Here is a 15,117-nt window from a genome sequence, read left to right on the forward strand (position 1 = left end):
ACGGTAAAATTGGGCCTTCTGGCGTAAAGAGCCGGTAGGCGTTACGCCAAATTTACGCCAAAGAGCACATGGCTACTTACATCAAGCGCAAGAGCAAAAACGGTATCGTTTGGCGGGTAGAGGTTGCCCGTCTGGGGGTGCGAGACAGCAAGACCTTTGACACCAAGGCAGAGGCGGTCGCTTGGGCGACCGAGCGGGAGGCTGACATCCTGCGCGACCGGAGCCGAGGTGTCCGGCCTGTGAAGCACACGTTGCGCAAGGCTATCGGCCGATATATTGAGGAAGTGGCGCCTCACAAGACCGGAAAGCGCTGGGAGGAAATCCGCCTTCAACTGTTTCTCCGCGTCACTCCTGACTTGCCCGAAAAGCTGGTGGGCGATATCACCACCGACGACATAGGAAAGTGGCGCGACGCTCGACTGGGCGGCAAGTTGCTGGGGCGCAGTGGTAAACCGGTAGCGGCAAGCAGTGTCAACCGTGAACTGAACCTGCTGTCCGCCGTATTTGAGGTAGCGCGTACCGAGTGGAAGTGGATTCGAGAGAACCCGATGCACGGGCTGCGTCGGCCGACGAACCCGCCATCGCGCAATCGCCGCATCTCTCCCGAAGAACAGCAAGCAATCTGCGCTGCACTCAACTATGTTGAGGGCCAAGTGCCTACCTCGATGCAGCATGAGGTGGCCATTGCTTTCCTCGTTGCCTTGGATACAGGCATGCGCAAGAGTGAGTTGCTGGGGCTGACCAAAACCACAGCGCGCTTTGAAGAGAGAAGGGCAATCTTGCCACGAACCAAAAACGGCGATCGGCGCGAGGTGCCGTTGCCCGCTAGCGCTATCGAGCGGCTAAAACTGTTGCCTGGCAATGATGTGGGTCAGCTGTTTCGGCTGACAGCTGCGACAGCAGACGTGCTGTTCCGCCGCGCGGTAGCCAAGGCAGAGCTGAAAGACCTGCATTTTCATGACACGCGACACGAGGCGTGCACTCAACTGGCAAAGTGCGTCGACGTCCTTTCCCTGGCGCGCATCATCGGGCATCGCGACCTGAAGAGCCTGATGGTGTACTACAACCCGACTGCCGAAGAGCTGGCCGACCAGCTCGACGGCGTTGCGAAGGCGGCTTAGGCTTGACGCCTGCGCCCCCGGCCGGTGGGCAGGCGGCCGCGATTGGCTCGCGCCCACCGGATGACTTCATCGGCAAACCAAAGGCGTTTGCCTTGGCGCGCTGCGGTAGGTTGGACGGGCTTCGGGAACCCGTCCCGGACCACCACAGCTTCCGCGACAGTTTCCGCTGACAGGCCCATCCAATCTGCAATCGTGGCAGCGTCCCACAGCTGGTCCGGCAGCGGCACGGCCTGCAGGAGACGGCGCAACTCCGCAACCAGGCGCGCAAATTCCTCGGGCGTGACTTCACTCGATGCGTGCTGGCTCATACTTTGGTTCCCCGTTGACCAGACTCGAACACCCAGCACTTGACGGTCTCCGGCCGTTTGGGCGCGTGCAGGTGTTCGCGGTTGTGATAGGCACTGATGGCGCTATTGACAGCGCGGATATCCACAAACTTGCGCTGACGCGAGGTCTTCAGCACGCGCTTCAAGTCCTCAATGGTGGGCAGCTCTATGCGCCGCTCGCCGGCCGCCTGAGCCATGTGCTGGAGGTTGATCGCGATCAGGCCGGCTCCGCGTGAGTGGTTGAGGATGGGGCGGTCGTCGTCGGCCGACTCGATGAAGTCGTAGACCTCCCAAAACTGCTGGACGTGCTTGTGATCCGCGCTGATGGCTTGCTGACGCGCCGCAGCCATGCGGCCCAGCTCGGCTAGGCCGGCGGCGTGCTGCGCATCGGTCAGCGGCAAGACAAGCCGCAGGGCATCGACCATCGCCATGATTTGCGCATGGTTCTTTGCCAGGCGCACCGTTTTCACTTCTGGGCGCTCCAGCAGAAATTGTTCGTGCCGCGACACGCAGGCATTGAATGCCTCCAGCACGCGGTTTTCCGCCATGACGGCCGCAAGGAGGAAGGCAGACACGTCCTCGATGGCGATGCGCTCCAACGCCTCTGCGGCGGCGCGCGTGGCGGGCGTCTGCGCGGATCGGTCGCAGTAGATATGCACGATGCGCTGAAGCACCGCGTCGCTCGCGCTGACCTCGGCGTTCTGGCTGATGACGACGGCCCCCCTGAAAGGCGGTTCGTAGGTTTCGTTGCCGCCGTTCTTGACCCCGCGCGCGCGAGTGCTGCGGCCGTTGTAGGCAGTCTTCAGCTCGTCCCAATCGAAGCCGCGTTGCTTGGCTCCCTCCTCGCTTCGGTCCGCCTCGATCAGCACCACAGGCAGATTGGACACTTGCGCGAAGTTCCGGGCGCGCGCTGCCAGGGATGACTTGCTCGGGTCGAAGCCTTCGTAGTCGCGTCGGCCGCACAGTTTCCACAGGAATTCAATCAGCGTGGTCTTGCCGGCGCCGGGTTCGCCCACCAGCTCCAGGAATGGATAGCTCTTGTGTGCCGAACGGATCTGCTCCGCAAACAGGCTGCCGAACCAGAAGGCCAGAGCGACGAGCCCCTTGGGTCCGAAAGCCAGCCACAGCAGGGCGAGCCAGTCGGCGGACATGGCCTTGACATCGGTATTGAGGCTCAGGGTGGCGGACTGGCTGATGGTCTTGATGGCAAGTTTGCCGATGTCGAAGAAGTCTTCATCATTGAGGCGGTAAAGCCGGCCGTCCTTGACCGCCACGTCGCCGTAGACGTAGCAGCCGTATTCCTTGCTGTATCCCACGTAATCGATGGTCTGCACCGTGGGGATGCGTGCCAGCTGGCGCGCGAGGTAGCCGTCGAGCTGGGCGCCCGTGCCGGTATACATGGCACCCGGCGCCACGCCCAGCAGGCGCTTCTTGAACTCGCTGCTGCTGGCGATCTGCGCACTGGTGAAGGTCGCCCTGATCGGCTCGCCATCATGCGGAAAGGCCACGCGGAAGTAGTACCAGGACTCGTCGGTTTGCGGGCTGGCCTGGTAGTAGAGCGCGGTGGGCTGACAGTTGGCGACCATCTGCACCACGCCAGCGCGCAGCACGGCGTGCTCGCGCACTTCGTTGTCGGGCATGTCGGGGTGTGCTTCGCGCACCGCGGCGGTTTCGCGCTGGAAGGCGTCCAGTTCCAGCTTGAACCAGTACAGCCGGTTCCGATAGTCGAACGGGAATTGTGCGTCGCCGCCTCGGTGATAGGTAAGGCGGGCCTTCTCGGATGGGCTGGCAGCGGTGAACAAGTCGCCCAGGTAGCGGTATTCCCCCACGTGTTGCGGCGATAGCCGGTCACGCAGGTGCAGCTCGTTCCAATCCAATTTGAGCTTGCTTGCCTGCTTGGGTAGCGCTGCGGCTGCGGCCCAGCCGTCCGCACGGGCACGCTCGATGTGCTGGGCCATGTAGCGACGGCCGGCGCGGTCATCGTCGAGCGCCCATACAAGACGCGGACGTGTTCGGCCGGCAGCCGCGCATTGCTCCACCAAAGCGGCCAGCGCGGCACGCGGGTAGTTGACGCACGACAGCAAGGCCACGGCCGCAATGCCGTGGTGCAGAAGCGCAATCGCGTCAAAGATGCCCTCCACCAGCCACAGTTCGCCGGCCTCGGATGGCAGGTTGGGCGGCTGCCACCAGGTACCGCCATATTGCCCATGGAACGTGGCTTTGCGGTCGCCGAACCGCTCGGGCTGGTCGATGATGCGCTCCCAGTACGCTCCCGCAGCAAGGGGAAAGCGCACCGTAGCGCTGCCAATCTTCAGTTCGTGGCTGTAGTAGCTCTCCTGCACATACCAGCCGGCAATGCGTGCCAGATCGAAGCCACGGGCGTCGCGCAGATAGGCATCCGCAGCGGCGTTGGGGGCGTCGGGCGAACGCACATAGCGGTCGCTCCACGATGCGAACAGCTCGGGGTACAGCTCTTTGACGTGGGACTCGGACGCGCATTTGTTGAGGCGGTTGCAGCGGACGACCCAGGGAGCGTCGGAGAAGGTCCACAGCGTGCGCTTGCCGCAGGATGGGCAGACACCCGCCTCCAGCTTGTTGTTGCGCTCCTTGAAGTCGTAGTCGCGCAGCAGGCGGGACACGATGTCGGCGGTGAGGGTTGGGTTCATCCCTTGCCCCCAAATAGGGAAGCGGAGCGGACGTTCCTGATTTCGCAAAGCCGCATCACAGGCTCTCCGGTACGGCCTGTTGCACATCGGTAAGGGAACCGACCGGCATGGCCTCCCAGTCAATCCCGTTCCATTGCGCAAAACGAATCAGCTGCTGGTGGTAGTAGTCGCCGCCCTGGATGTTCCAGAGCGGCACCGGTACGCCGCGCATCCACCGCCGGATGATTTCGCGGCCGATGTGTTCCACCAGCACGCCGGCGTCGTGGCTCTCGTTCCAGGCCGGATTGATCTGCGCGATATGCCACAGAGCGGCAAGGTAGTCGTCGGTGCAGCCTTGCAGGCTGTTGGTGTCGATGTTGAAAGCGATGGATGTTTTCATGGTTGTAACGTGGAACAGTCAGTCGTCCAGATCGCCGGCGGCGCGGCGCTTCAGGTCAACGGGGTCGGAATTGGTGCGCTGGTGCCGCCGCAGGCGGGGCGCCAGCGCGTTTGCGGCGGCGACCACGGCCGCGCGGAGTTCGGGCGGCATGGCGTCATAGGGCGTGGTGAGCCGCAGGAAGCGGTGGGTCCAACGCACGTCCGCTTCCGTGATGTCGGGCTTACCCATGGCGGCGGCAGAAAAAACCGCGCCACACGCCGTGGCCGTAGCACAGCGTGAAGAACAGGCTGGCGGTGAACATCCCAGCCTCGCCGGTTACGTCTGTCAGGTACAGCCAGGCCGGCTGACCGAGCAGGCCGACCAGCGCGCCCCAGCGCTGGGTGTGAGCGCCGTAGTTCAGCAGCGCGACCGATACCAGAGCGGACGCCAGCATCCACAGGTCTGCCAGGGCGAGCATTACGCGGCCTCCCCGGCGGGACGGGTGCAGCCGTCGCGGGCTGGCGGGTTCTCAGGGGCCGGGGCTTCCAGCTCGCGCAACACCTGCGTGAATGCGTCAGCACGGGAAGAGGCAAGCACCGTCATATGGAGGTGCTGACCGTTCGGGGCCGTGATTCGTATCAGATAGGTATTCATGCGGCACCCCTCAGGCCAGGCCCGGCAGTTGTTGCTGGCAGGCAATCGGCGCCAGCTTTGCCAACGGGAGCGCGGACATGCCCAACAGGCGCGAGACATGCAGCAGGTTCGCGTACAGCTCCTGTGCAACCGGCAACGCCTGCGCAGCGGCCAGCTCGCGCACCAGGGCGCCGCGATAGCGCAGCGCGGCCAAGTGCTGCGGCACGGTCAGCGTTGCCACCTTGCGTGGCAACTGGCGTCCCTCCAGCACATCCAGCACCCAGCCGCGGAACGCTTTGGCGCGCTCGGTGCGTGCCAGCATGCCCAGCAGATAGCAGCCGCGCGGACTGAAGATGCGCACCGGCTGACGGCCGCCGGCCGTGTCCAGTTCCACAATCTGCGTCATCTCGCCGGTGAACTCGTCAGCGTTGCGGTCGTACAGGTTTTTGATGTCCTGCCGAGGGTTCTGATACCCCAGGGCGTAGGCAATTTGCATACCCCTTAGCCACGGGATGTTGTGCAGGTCGACCACATCGAACTCGACGTTCTCGAAGGTCAGGACAGCGGTTTCAGGCAGGTGTTGCATGACAAAACTCCAAGCAAAGCCGCATGCGCGGCGGTTTTTGGGCAAAAAGAGGCCCCTCGCGCCGAGCAGGGCGCGAAAAAACAGAACGCGAGGGGAAGGGGTTAGCGGGCTACGCCGTCAACCGGGCAGCAGGTCGAGCTGGCGCGGGTTTCCGGGCAGATGGCGGGTCCGGCCGATCGGCAGGTAAGCCTTGGGGTTGGGCGCCATGGACGGCGCGATGGTGCGGATTTGCGAGACGATGGCCACGCACGTGTAAGCGCAGTCCACGTTGGGGCACTGGGCATACAACTCGCGCGACAGCAGCGACACCGGGCGGCTGGTGCGGATATGCATGCGCGTGTCGCAATGCGGGCAGACGAGTTTCATTGAGAGGGTTCCTCCGCGTGAGCGCCGGGACGACGGGATCGATGGGCCGGAGCGCGGGCAGTCAGCCCTGGGAGGGCTCGATGAGCGGAAGGCCGGATGCCTCCATGCCTTTGATGAGCATGAGGCGAACCATGCTGGAAAGGGAACGGTTCTCCTTCAGTGCCTGGGCTTCGAGCGCGGCCAGTTCGTGAGGCATCAATCGGGCGCTGACAGGGCGCGTCGTCAGAATGCCGCGTCGGGCGGGAGAGACCGGGGGTTTCGCGATAGACATGTCGATATACTTAAGCGGGTCAACTGGACAGCACATAGTATATGCACCGAACGGTGCAATTTCAACAGCAAAAGTGGAGCGAATGGAATTCCTGGGAGAACGTCTCACCGAGGAGCGCAAGCGCAAGGGGCTGAACCAAACCGAGTTCGGCGCGCTGGGCGGTGTGTCAGTGAAGACGCAAGTGCTCTATGAAAAGTCTGAGCGCGCGCCAGACGCCAACTACCTCATGGCGTTGGCCGAAGGCGGCATCGATGTCCTGTACGTGCTGACAGGCAAGCATTCGGCCGCGGAACTGGCACCCGATGAAGAGATGGTGCTGACGGGTTACCGCAAGCTCGATGCACGGGGGCGATCTGGAGTGCTGGCGCTTATCGGCGGCATTCAGCCTCAAGCAGAAAAGAAGGTGAAGAAGACGCGTAACGAGATGGTGTTCCACGGCTCAGTGGGCGACGTCAAGAACATCAGCGGCGATTACCACGAAACCCGCCACCAGACGGTCCACACGGATAGCGGCAAGAAGAAACGTACCGACAAGGACGATTAGCCGTTGTTCCTCCCAGCCCGCCCCCCTCCGGAGGGGCTAGTAGGCAGTGTGGCGCTTGTCGTAGAGTGCCGCCGTCTTAACACCAGCGGCTAACAATAAAAAGAGGGGCCGCCAACTAGAAGTATGAAGTCACGTTTTGAATTTCACGGCGACGTCAAAAAGATCATCAACGGAACCACGATTTTTCTCGCGCCGAGAGCCATTCGAGACACAGCAGCAACCCCTACCGGATCGCGAGGCCGGCGCAAAAGACGCCAGCAGCTCGCTTTCCCTCAGCGTTGGAAGATGATTGCCCTGGTCTCGGTCACTAGTGCTGCGGTTGCCGCGCTGGTAACGAGTTGGGTCCTCGCGGATGCGCCTCTGTCCGATTGCCAGTGGGACGGCCACTTTTACTCTGTCGGCGCCATCATGCATGCCTATGAGTCGGATACTTTTGAGTGCGTGCTCGACCCAACAGCGCATCGCGATCCGTACTGGGTGCCCAGCGCCTGATCAGAATAAAAATCAGCGAGACTCAATCGCATTGCCTGGGAGCGGATATCGCTCTCCATTCCTGGGTCGCCGGCTATCGAACACGACCAATTGACACAGCACGACTAGGGCATCGACGCTAGGTACGTTCGGCTGCCGCTATTGCTCGTCATGCGCATTCTTCGATGAGATGTCGCGCGACCCACTCCGCGACCGGCGGACTGACGGCGTTTCCGGCACCTTGAGCTTCTGCAAAGTTGGCCGCATCCAGTCCCTTGCAAAGCCCATGATGCTCAATCGTTCGGCTCCGCTCAACCATCGCACCCCATCCGTCCTCGACAGCGACGAGGCCAGAACCGCCGAGGTTGATTTGGCCGGGTGCGCTGCCAGCAAGTAAGGTAGGGTAAGCCCATCCCGCGAGGCCGATGCCAGTTTGTTGCGCTTTCGGCGCGCGAGGAAGGCTGTCCACTGGTCCGGCGTCAGCCAGCAACTCGATGGGGGGCTGGCATCCCAGACCGGCGACCATGAAAACGCGACGGCGTTTCGTGGGGACTCCGAAATACTGAGCATTAAGCACCCGCCAGAATCCCAGATACCCGCATTCGGCAAGGGTCCCGATGACTGCCGCAAAGTCTTCGCCATCGTTGCAAGAGAGCAGCCCCGTGACGTTCTCAAGGACCAGCCAGCGAGGCCGCAGCTCGTTGATGATGCGGACGACTTCGTAGAAGAGTCCGCTGCGCTCGCCAGCGAGTCCGGCGCGCTTGCCCATGGTGCTGAGGTCTTGGCAGGGGAAGCCGCCGACGATGACATCGACGGGGAGCAGGTTGCGCCGTCCGCAGGCGCGCACGTCATCGAAGCGCTGGGCGTGGGGGAAGCGGTCTGCGAGTACGGCGCGGCGGATAGGGTCGATTTCGACCTGCCAGGCGGTACGGAAGCCGGCGCGTTCGAAGCCGAGGTCGAAGCCGCCGATGCCGGCGAAGAGGCTGCCGACCGTGGGGCTATGGGCGTGGTGCGGTGTGTCGGGGTTGGCATACATGAGCGTCCTGAAGATTTGACGCTCGGGGGCGTTCCGGGGCGGGGCTCGTGGCCCGCAAGGTGTTGATGGCCCGACAGCGCGGGCACTTGATGACGAGGCGGGTGTATTCGCCTTCACCGAGTTTGCGGCTGCATCCGCCGCATCGAATGTCCTGCATGAAAAATCCGGTGTTGCCTGCGATCAAACGGCAGGATGCCCCGTGCGCGCGCGCAAAGCACCTGCAGCCTGTTGTCGATGCCCCCGCCACAACACGGCAGCGCCTGCCGGCACCATCACCCGGCGGCCGTACCCGATTCTTCCAACTTCTCCGGCTGGATCTCCAGCTCCAGTGCGCTGGTGTAGCCGCGATCGTTCAGGCTGTGCGTTACCTTGCCGACGCTCCACTGCGTGTTGTCGATGTCCTTCTTCCACCCGCTCACGCTCGCATGCAGTGAGGGAAACAGGTCCGGCCGGCCGCGCGCCAGCGTGATCGAGAAGGTAGCGACACCGCGCTGAATCCTGCGCCACGCGGCGCGCGCGCCGCGCTCGGCGTTGGCCTTCGATGCGTAGGTGTGGCGCAACACCTTCACGTTATCCGGGTTGGGCTGCGCGGCCACCGTCGCGGCCTTCTTCGTCTTCTTCTTGACCTTGCCGTCCCGCTTCTCTTTCGTGACGGTGGCGTTGGAGGCGTCGACCACCACTTCGCCGCGCGTGCCGGCGCGGGTGTCCTGGTAGTAGGCCTTCACGCCGTTGTAGTTCTCACGGTCGGCCACCAGGAAGGTGTGCGTGTCGCCTGCCTCCCGAGTGATGCTGACCTTCGGCAACGCGATGCCGGATCCGCTGGTCGGCTCGCCGGCCGGGATGAACAGCAGTGTCCCGTTCTTCACGGTGGCGATGGCATCGAAATCGCGCGCCAGGCGCGTGAGGAAGTTGGCGTCCGACTCGCCCGTCTGGTCCACATGGGCGATCGCCTGGCCGGCCAGCTTCTTGCTAACCATGGACGTGAGCTTGTTGCGGGTGGCGATCGCCTGCACGATGGCGCCGACGGTCTTGCCGGCGTAGGAGTTGTCCCGCCTGGTGGTGAGGCCGCCGTCCAGCTCCACACTACGCGCGCGGATCGTGAGGCGATCCGGCGGGCCGGTGTGCTCCAGCTCGTCCACCTTGAACGTGCCTTTGCTTACCACGCCGGTATCCGCCCAGCCGATCGACAGCGCCAGGCGTACCCCTTTCTCGGGCAGCTCCAGCCGGCCGTCGCTGTCGTCCAACTCGATGTCGAGCTGGTCCGCCTCGAAGCCGGGGTTGTCGGTGAGCGTTAGCCCAATCAATCGGTCTTGGAAGCGGCCCGTGATGTCCTTGTCGCCGACCTTCAGCCGGTAGATGGGCTTCGGCTCGGTATCGCTGGTGAGCATGGATGCGGTCACGACAGGGCCTTCGTCACGGTGGTCACGACCTTGGACAGCAGGTCATCGTCCACGCGCACCAGCTTGATCGTGAAATCGACCGAGCGCGCCGCGCCGTCCTGGAAGAAGTAGGTACGCTTCATGTCCATGCTCTCGATGACGAACTGCCCGTAGTAGTGGCCGGTGCCCTCGATGAGGGTGTAGGCATCGCCAGTGTTCGCCATGGTCTCCAGCGCGGCCAGCGTCCACTCGCCGCCGGTGAGTTCCGGCAGCAGCTTGCCGGACAGCGTGATCGTCTCGTCGTCCTGCCCGGTGAACTGGCGGGCCGGCCGCCGGCCGACCCGGTTGTTCGACGGGTGCCGCCAGCCGACCTGGCGCTGAAACTCCTGGTAGGGGGCCGTGTCCAGGCTGAACACAAACAGCCCCAGTGCCATCATCATGGTCAATCCGTATCGGTGAGGCGCGAGCGTCCACGCGCCGCGCGTTGGTTCTCGATCTGGCGCAGCCGGTCTTCCACCAGGTGCGCAATCAGCCGTTCATCGCTACCCGCCGGCGGGTTGATGACGATGGTGATGGGCGCGGCGGCAGCCGGCGCCGCGGTGCCAGCGCCCGAGCTGGCGGCCAGCGGCGGCCGGGTGTCAAAGCGCACCGGCGATGCGACGGCCGGCACCGCACCGATGGCGATGCCGGCGCCAATACCGGTCATCCTGGCGGCCACCCGCTGAACGGCCTGCAGCGGCCCCTCTTGGCCGCGCGTGAGGCCTTCCCCAAGGCCGGCCATGGTGAACCCGCCCAACTCGGCAAAAACGCGTGATGGCGAATGGATGCCCAGCAGGCTCTTGAAGGCCGTGATCGCACCGCTTGCCACGCTGCCCACCGCATCCGTGACCCAGCCGATGGCGCTGCGGATGCCGTTGGCCAGGCCCTGCACGATGTTGGCGCCGAACTCGGTGAACTTGGCCGGCACGTCGAACCCGAACCACTGCAACACCGGCGCGAGCGCGGCGTAGAACAGGCCTGCCGGCGACCAGTTCAGGATCAGCGCGGACACGCCGGCGATACCGCCGTCGAACGCCGTCTTCACCTGCTGCCACAGCCCCGAGAAGAACTCGCTGATCGGCTCCCAGTACCGGTAGATCAGGTAGGCCGCGACCGCAATTGCCGTCACCAGCAGGCCAATCGGGTTCATCAGCAGCACTCGGCCCAGCACCGCCACGGCGCGCATGACCACGCTGAAGGCGCCCGCCAGACCACGCAACACGCCCGACAGCACGCCGCCTGTGACACCGAGCTTGCCGAAAAGGATGTGCAGCATCGCGTAGGGCCCCAGCACGGACGCCACGGCCAGCATGATCGGCCCCAGCACCAGCAGGGAAGCCGCCAGCGCGCCGACCGCGACGGCGGCGGCCTTGGCCAGCGTTGGGTGGTTCTGCATGAACGAGGTGACGCCCTCGGCGGCCTTGCCGACCAGCTCCAGGCCGCGCGCGTACAGCGGCAACACCTTTTCGCCCAGCGCTTTCTCCAGGTCGTGCACCTTCGCCAGCGTGTCCAGCTCCTGGCCTTGGGCTGTGCCCTTTGCCCTGGTTTCAAGCTGATCGATGCCGGCGGCGCCTTCGTTCAGGCGCATGTTCTTGTGGATCTGCTGGCGCTGCAGGTACATCTGCGCGAACAGGCCCGCCGCCGTGCGATTGGAGAAGATGCTGCCGATTGCGTCCTCGACCTGCTTGCGGTCGGTGATGCCCTTGGCGGCCAGCGTCGGCAGCAGCACCTTCTCCAGCCACGCGAACTGGTTCTGGCGGAACAGGTCCGCGCCCTTGAGCGCCCCCGGGTCCATGAACGACACCTGCCCGGCCTTGTCTTCCTTGACCTTGCTGCGGTCGGCGATCAGGCCGAAGTTGTCCAGGTTGTGCAGCGCCCGCTTCGTCGTCTTGCCTTGGTACAGGTTCTGATACGCGCTCATCATGGCTGTCCCCACGCGGTTACCGCCCATCTCCTGCACCAGCGGCTCCAGCGTGTAGTAGAACGCCTTGTCATCGGCGCCCTTGGCGGCGAGGCCACCGGTCTTGATGACGTTGAGCCATTCGTCAGCCTGCACGCGCCCGCCGGTCGCCGTGATGACCTTCTGCACCATGTCGGCTTGCTTCTTGAACTCGGCTTCGCTCGCCAGGCCGCCGCGCAGCTCAATCACCTTGAGCATGTCCACAAACTTGCGCTCGTTCTCCGCGCCCTCGGCCTGGCCGAACACGGCGGCGTTGGCGAACTTCATCTTGGCGAGCGTCGGCATCACCATTTCGGCGTGATGCGTGTCCGCGAACACGCTCATGGCGTCGCGCATCAGCTCCGCTTTCTCAACCTGGCTGACGCCGTAGGCCTTCATCTGCTGCGCGAACGCCAGCGCTTCCTGGGTGGACTGGTCGCCCAAGCCCAGCGCCCCAATGCGAAGCTTCTCCAGGTCGTAGTGCTTGGCTTCCCCGAGGCCCTTGAGCAACGGGGCACCGGCAGCCATGCCGGCCGCGGTGGCGCCCGCGCCGACGGCGGCCACGCTCCCGGCGCGCGCGCGCACCTTGTCCGCCGCCTGCTGCGCGGTAGCCATGCGGCGCTGCTGCGCGGTCACGGCCGCCATGCGCTGGGTCTGCGCCTCCAGCTGTTCGTTGGTGCTGGCGATGCGGCTGCGCAGCGCGCGCTGGTGCTGCGCCAGGTTCTGCGTGCCGATACCGGCGTCCGCCAGCCGCCCGCGCACCTGGTGCAGCTTTTCGGCCAGCTCCGATTGCCGCACCTTGAGCGCCTGCGCTTCACGCTTGGCGGCCTCGAAGGCCTTGGTCAGCGCGGCGGATGGTTCCCGGGTTTCCTTGAGCTGGCGGGCCAGCTCGTCCGCCCGCCCGCGCACCGCCTTCAGTTGGTTGCCGGTGATGGCCGCGTCCCGCGACAGCTTGCGGAAGCTGTCGATGCCGGCCTGCGTGCGCTCCAGGTCCTTGAGCTGGGCGCGCGTGGCCTTCACGGCCCGGGCCAGGTCGTTGTTGGCGTTCATCAGGTTGCGCAACGGCCGCGTGGCCTTGTCCACGGCGGCCAGCACCACCTCCAGGCGCAGGCGGCGGGCGTCGCTCATTCCTCGGCCCCGCTGCGTTCGCGCGCGCGTTCGCGCCACTCCATCAGCTCAACGATACCCATGGCGTACAGCTCGTCCAGGCGGAAGGAGAAGATCACGCCGATGTCTGCGGCGGCGTCTTCGACTCGGTCGGGAAGGTGTCCTGCTGCTGAGCCTTCGTCAGCAAAAAACCGGTCACCTCGACGGCCAGTTGGGTCAGGTCGGCCGGATCCAGCTTGCTCACGTCGGCGGTGGTCAGCGTCGGCGTGGTGATGCGCGGCAGAACCGTGTGCAGGGCAGTTACGTCCATGCGCATCAGATCCATCAGGCTCACGCCGCGCAGCTCGCCGGCGCCGGGCTTGCGCACGGTGATCGTGCTGATCGTCTGTTCCCCGCGCGTGATCGGGGTGTCCAGGGTGATGGTTGCGGTTTTTTTTTCCATGGTGGTCAAAGCGATGAAGAGTTGAGGTGTGCCCGGGCGGATCAGCCCACCCGGGCGAGGTGGGCGGCGCCCGGGTTAAAGGCCGATTGCGCGGCGCTGCGCGGCCAGGCGGTCCACGCCGAAAATGATTTCGATGAAGTTCACGAAATCCAGCTCGCACCAGACTTCGCCGTTGACGCTCAGCTTGTAGTAGGACAGCGAAGACTTGACCTTGAAGGCGCCTTTTTCGCCGGCCTTGGCGCCGCCGAAGTCGATTTCGGTGTGCCGACCACGCACGATGATCTCCATCGAATCGGGTTCGCTGCTGTCCTCGCGCTGGTAGGAGCCCGCGAAGCGGATCATGGCGCCGGCGACGGTGGTGATGCCGTATTGCTTGATGATTTCGCGCATCGGGCCACCATAGGTGGTTTCGATCTCCAACTTCTCGTTGCCCAGGTCGATATCGATAGGGCCGTTCATGCCGCCGGCGCGGTATTGATCCAGCTTGCGCGCGAGCTTGGGCAGGGTGACTTCTTCGCATTCGCCGGCGTAGCTCACACCATCCGCGAAGACGTTGAAATGTTTGAGTTTGCGTGGCAGAGCCATGGAGATTCCTTGTCAGGTGGTGGGACGCAGCTCAAGCCGCCTTGACGGCTTCGGCGAACTGCATCAGGTAGCGATCGGTGATGCGCTGGCGGAACGTGAGGTCTTCCAGCGGTGGAACGGGCGTGTAGTCGTAGTCGATGGCGAGTTGCCCGGCCTTCAGCGTGTCCTTGCTGTTGGCGTCCGCGTCGAACCACGCGGCGCCGCCCAGCAGGTATCCGTTGCGGGTCAGCATGCGCAACTTGGCATTGATGCCCTCCAGCAGATCGCGCACGAGGGTGGGCGTCATCGGTAGGTCGTTCGCCCACATGTGGGCTTCCGCCATGGTGTCGGCCAGCACCTGGGCGGTGCGGGTGTAGTTCTCGAAGGCGAACAGCGGATCCGCGCTGCACGTGCGGGAGCCCCAGAAGCGGAAGCCGTCCCGGTGAACCAGCGTGGTCACCTCGTTGGCGTTCAGGTAGCCCGCGTCGGTGGCCGGGTCCTGGAGGTCCCAGAACACGTCGCGCGACAGGCCGGTCACGCCGTCCACGGCCACGTTGGAAAGGGTCTTGTGCCAGCCGGTGTCGTTGTCGATCTTGGCGCGCAGGCCGACCGCGCGGGCCGTGGCCCACAGGGTGGTCTCGGCATTGGCGGCGGTATCCCAGCCGACGAAATCCGGCCAGATCACCATCGCTTCGCGCTGGCCGAAGTTGCTGCGGTAGGCGACGGCCTCTTCTTTGGTTTGGCAGCCGTACGCCGACAGGTAGGCGAAGGCGCGCAGCTTCCTGGCGATGCTGACCAGCTCGGTCCCCACGGGCAGGCTGTCGAGCCCCGGGACGGCCAGGATGCGCGGCGTGACGCCGAAGCGGTTACGTGCCGACAGCAGCGCCTTCATGCCGGTGTACCGGCCGGCCGCCGTGGTGGTGCCGACCAGGTTGGACGTGGTCTCGGCCTCGGACGCACCACCGGCGACGCGCACCACGACCGTGAGCGGGTTCGTCTGGTCGGTGATGGCGTCGAGCGTGCGGGCGAGCGTGCCCTTGTCGCCGGCCTTGCCGATGTAGGCCTGCGGGTTGGTCAGCAGGACGGGGGTGTCGAGCGGGAAAGTGGCCGCGTCGGCATCGTCGGCGGTGCAGACGATGCCGGCCACGGCGGTCTCGATGGTGCGGATGGGGCGCGTGCCGTCGTTGAGTTCAACGACGCGCACGCCGTGGTGGTAGTCGGTTGGCATGCAGTCCTCCGGGATGGTCCGACGATGGATCGTCCCGGTAG

21 protein-coding genes are annotated in these 15,117 nt (G+C 64.7%); 3 read left to right on the forward strand and 18 right to left on the reverse strand.

The genetic code is table 11. The features are described 5' to 3' along the window. The first annotated feature begins 68 nt into the window (after nt 1–68). The gene (locus GO999_RS04530) at nt 69–1,121 is read left to right on the forward strand and encodes a tyrosine-type recombinase/integrase (protein WP_058907792.1); all 1,053 of its coding nucleotides are present in this window, start codon (nt 69–71) and stop codon (nt 1,119–1,121) included. On the opposite strand, the gene GO999_RS04535 is transcribed toward GO999_RS04530, so the two are convergent. The 9 genes from GO999_RS04535 to GO999_RS04575 all read right to left on the reverse strand — a co-directional run bounded on the left by GO999_RS04535 (nt 1,118) and on the right by GO999_RS04575 (nt 6,327). Beyond that, the gene (locus GO999_RS04535) at nt 1,118–1,429 is read right to left on the reverse strand and encodes a hypothetical protein (protein WP_211906583.1); all 312 of its coding nucleotides are present in this window, start codon (nt 1,427–1,429) and stop codon (nt 1,118–1,120) included. The genes GO999_RS04530 and GO999_RS04535 overlap by 4 nt on opposite strands. Continuing rightward, complete coding sequence (locus GO999_RS04540) at nt 1,426–4,113, reverse strand: toprim domain-containing protein (RefSeq protein ID WP_211906584.1); 2,688 nt, start codon at nt 4,111–4,113, stop codon at nt 1,426–1,428. Before GO999_RS04540 ends, GO999_RS04535 begins: the two co-directional genes overlap by 4 nt. A 55-nt stretch (nt 4,114–4,168) precedes the next feature. Then, complete coding sequence (locus GO999_RS04545) at nt 4,169–4,492, reverse strand: hypothetical protein (RefSeq protein ID WP_211906585.1); 324 nt, start codon at nt 4,490–4,492, stop codon at nt 4,169–4,171. 18 nt (nt 4,493–4,510) lie between these two features. Beyond that, nucleotides 4,511–4,720 carry a hypothetical protein gene (locus GO999_RS04550; protein ID WP_197369555.1) on the reverse strand — a complete coding sequence of 70 codons (210 nt, stop codon included), beginning with the start codon at nt 4,718–4,720 and terminating at the stop codon, nt 4,511–4,513. Next, entirely contained in the window at nt 4,713–4,949 is a 237-nt protein-coding gene (locus GO999_RS04555) for a hypothetical protein (RefSeq protein ID WP_197369554.1), read from the reverse strand. Before GO999_RS04555 ends, GO999_RS04550 begins: the two co-directional genes overlap by 8 nt. After that, nucleotides 4,949–5,125 (reverse strand): hypothetical protein, encoded by a 177-nt coding sequence (locus tag GO999_RS04560; protein ID WP_155740407.1) that lies wholly within the window; start codon nt 5,123–5,125, stop codon nt 4,949–4,951. The genes GO999_RS04555 and GO999_RS04560 overlap by 1 nt, the downstream gene beginning before the upstream one ends. Nucleotides 5,126–5,135: 10 nt before the next feature. Further along, nucleotides 5,136–5,690, reverse strand: coding sequence for a BRO-N domain-containing protein (locus GO999_RS04565; protein WP_118887990.1), 555 nt, complete (start codon nt 5,688–5,690; stop codon nt 5,136–5,138). Between the two features lie 117 nt (nt 5,691–5,807). Next, nucleotides 5,808–6,056 (reverse strand): Ogr/Delta-like zinc finger protein, encoded by a 249-nt coding sequence (locus GO999_RS04570; protein ID WP_016721650.1) that lies wholly within the window; start codon nt 6,054–6,056, stop codon nt 5,808–5,810. A gap of 61 nt (nt 6,057–6,117) precedes the next feature. Continuing rightward, the gene (locus GO999_RS04575) at nt 6,118–6,327 is read right to left on the reverse strand and encodes a hypothetical protein (protein ID WP_127591882.1); all 210 of its coding nucleotides are present in this window, start codon (nt 6,325–6,327) and stop codon (nt 6,118–6,120) included. A gap of 82 nt (nt 6,328–6,409) precedes the next feature. Between GO999_RS04575 and GO999_RS04580 the strand changes: the two genes are divergently transcribed. Then, nucleotides 6,410–6,871, forward strand: coding sequence for a helix-turn-helix domain-containing protein (locus GO999_RS04580; protein WP_071615573.1), 462 nt, complete (start codon nt 6,410–6,412; stop codon nt 6,869–6,871). A gap of 123 nt (nt 6,872–6,994) precedes the next feature. Beyond that, the gene (locus GO999_RS04585) at nt 6,995–7,363 is read left to right on the forward strand and encodes a hypothetical protein (protein WP_155740405.1); all 369 of its coding nucleotides are present in this window, start codon (nt 6,995–6,997) and stop codon (nt 7,361–7,363) included. Nucleotides 7,364–7,511: 148 nt separating this feature from the next. Here the strand turns inward: GO999_RS04585 and GO999_RS04590 are convergent, their stop codons facing one another. From GO999_RS04590 to GO999_RS04630, 9 genes are all read right to left on the reverse strand, one after another. Further along, nucleotides 7,512–8,378, reverse strand: coding sequence for a DNA cytosine methyltransferase (locus GO999_RS04590; protein WP_211906586.1), 867 nt, complete (start codon nt 8,376–8,378; stop codon nt 7,512–7,514). Next, nucleotides 8,341–8,535: a Com family DNA-binding transcriptional regulator gene (locus tag GO999_RS04595; RefSeq protein WP_211906587.1), complete on the reverse strand. Its 195-nt coding sequence runs from the start codon at nt 8,533–8,535 to the stop codon at nt 8,341–8,343. Before GO999_RS04595 ends, GO999_RS04590 begins: the two co-directional genes overlap by 38 nt. 115 nt (nt 8,536–8,650) lie before the next feature. Further along, on the reverse strand, nt 8,651–9,778 hold the full coding sequence (locus tag GO999_RS04600; RefSeq protein ID WP_211906588.1) for a phage late control D family tail protein: 1,128 nt from the start codon (nt 9,776–9,778) through the stop codon (nt 8,651–8,653). After that, on the reverse strand, nt 9,775–10,197 hold the full coding sequence (locus tag GO999_RS04605; protein WP_211906589.1) for a phage tail protein: 423 nt from the start codon (nt 10,195–10,197) through the stop codon (nt 9,775–9,777). The genes GO999_RS04600 and GO999_RS04605 overlap by 4 nt, the downstream gene beginning before the upstream one ends. Nucleotides 10,198–10,199: 2 nt before the next feature. Next, complete coding sequence (locus tag GO999_RS04610; protein WP_211906590.1) at nt 10,200–12,863, reverse strand: phage tail tape measure protein; 2,664 nt, start codon at nt 12,861–12,863, stop codon at nt 10,200–10,202. Then, a complete protein-coding gene (locus GO999_RS04615) occupies nt 12,860–12,961 on the reverse strand; it encodes a GpE family phage tail protein (protein WP_003267618.1) in 102 nt (33 codons plus the stop codon). The genes GO999_RS04610 and GO999_RS04615 overlap by 4 nt, the downstream gene beginning before the upstream one ends. Continuing rightward, complete coding sequence (locus GO999_RS04620) at nt 12,958–13,284, reverse strand: phage tail assembly protein (protein ID WP_021155107.1); 327 nt, start codon at nt 13,282–13,284, stop codon at nt 12,958–12,960. The genes GO999_RS04615 and GO999_RS04620 overlap by 4 nt, the downstream gene beginning before the upstream one ends. Nucleotides 13,285–13,359: 75 nt before the next feature. Beyond that, nucleotides 13,360–13,869 carry a phage major tail tube protein gene (locus GO999_RS04625; RefSeq protein ID WP_016722208.1) on the reverse strand — a complete coding sequence of 170 codons (510 nt, stop codon included), beginning with the start codon at nt 13,867–13,869 and terminating at the stop codon, nt 13,360–13,362. 31 nt (nt 13,870–13,900) lie between these two features. After that, nucleotides 13,901–15,076, reverse strand: a complete 1,176-nt coding sequence (locus GO999_RS04630) for a phage tail sheath protein (protein WP_211906591.1) — start codon at nt 15,074–15,076, stop codon at nt 13,901–13,903. Nucleotides 15,077–15,117 lie beyond the last annotated feature (41 nt).

The organism is Ralstonia nicotianae, from assembly GCF_018243235.1.
GTDB classification, from domain to species: Bacteria; Pseudomonadota; Gammaproteobacteria; order Burkholderiales; family Burkholderiaceae; genus Ralstonia; species Ralstonia nicotianae.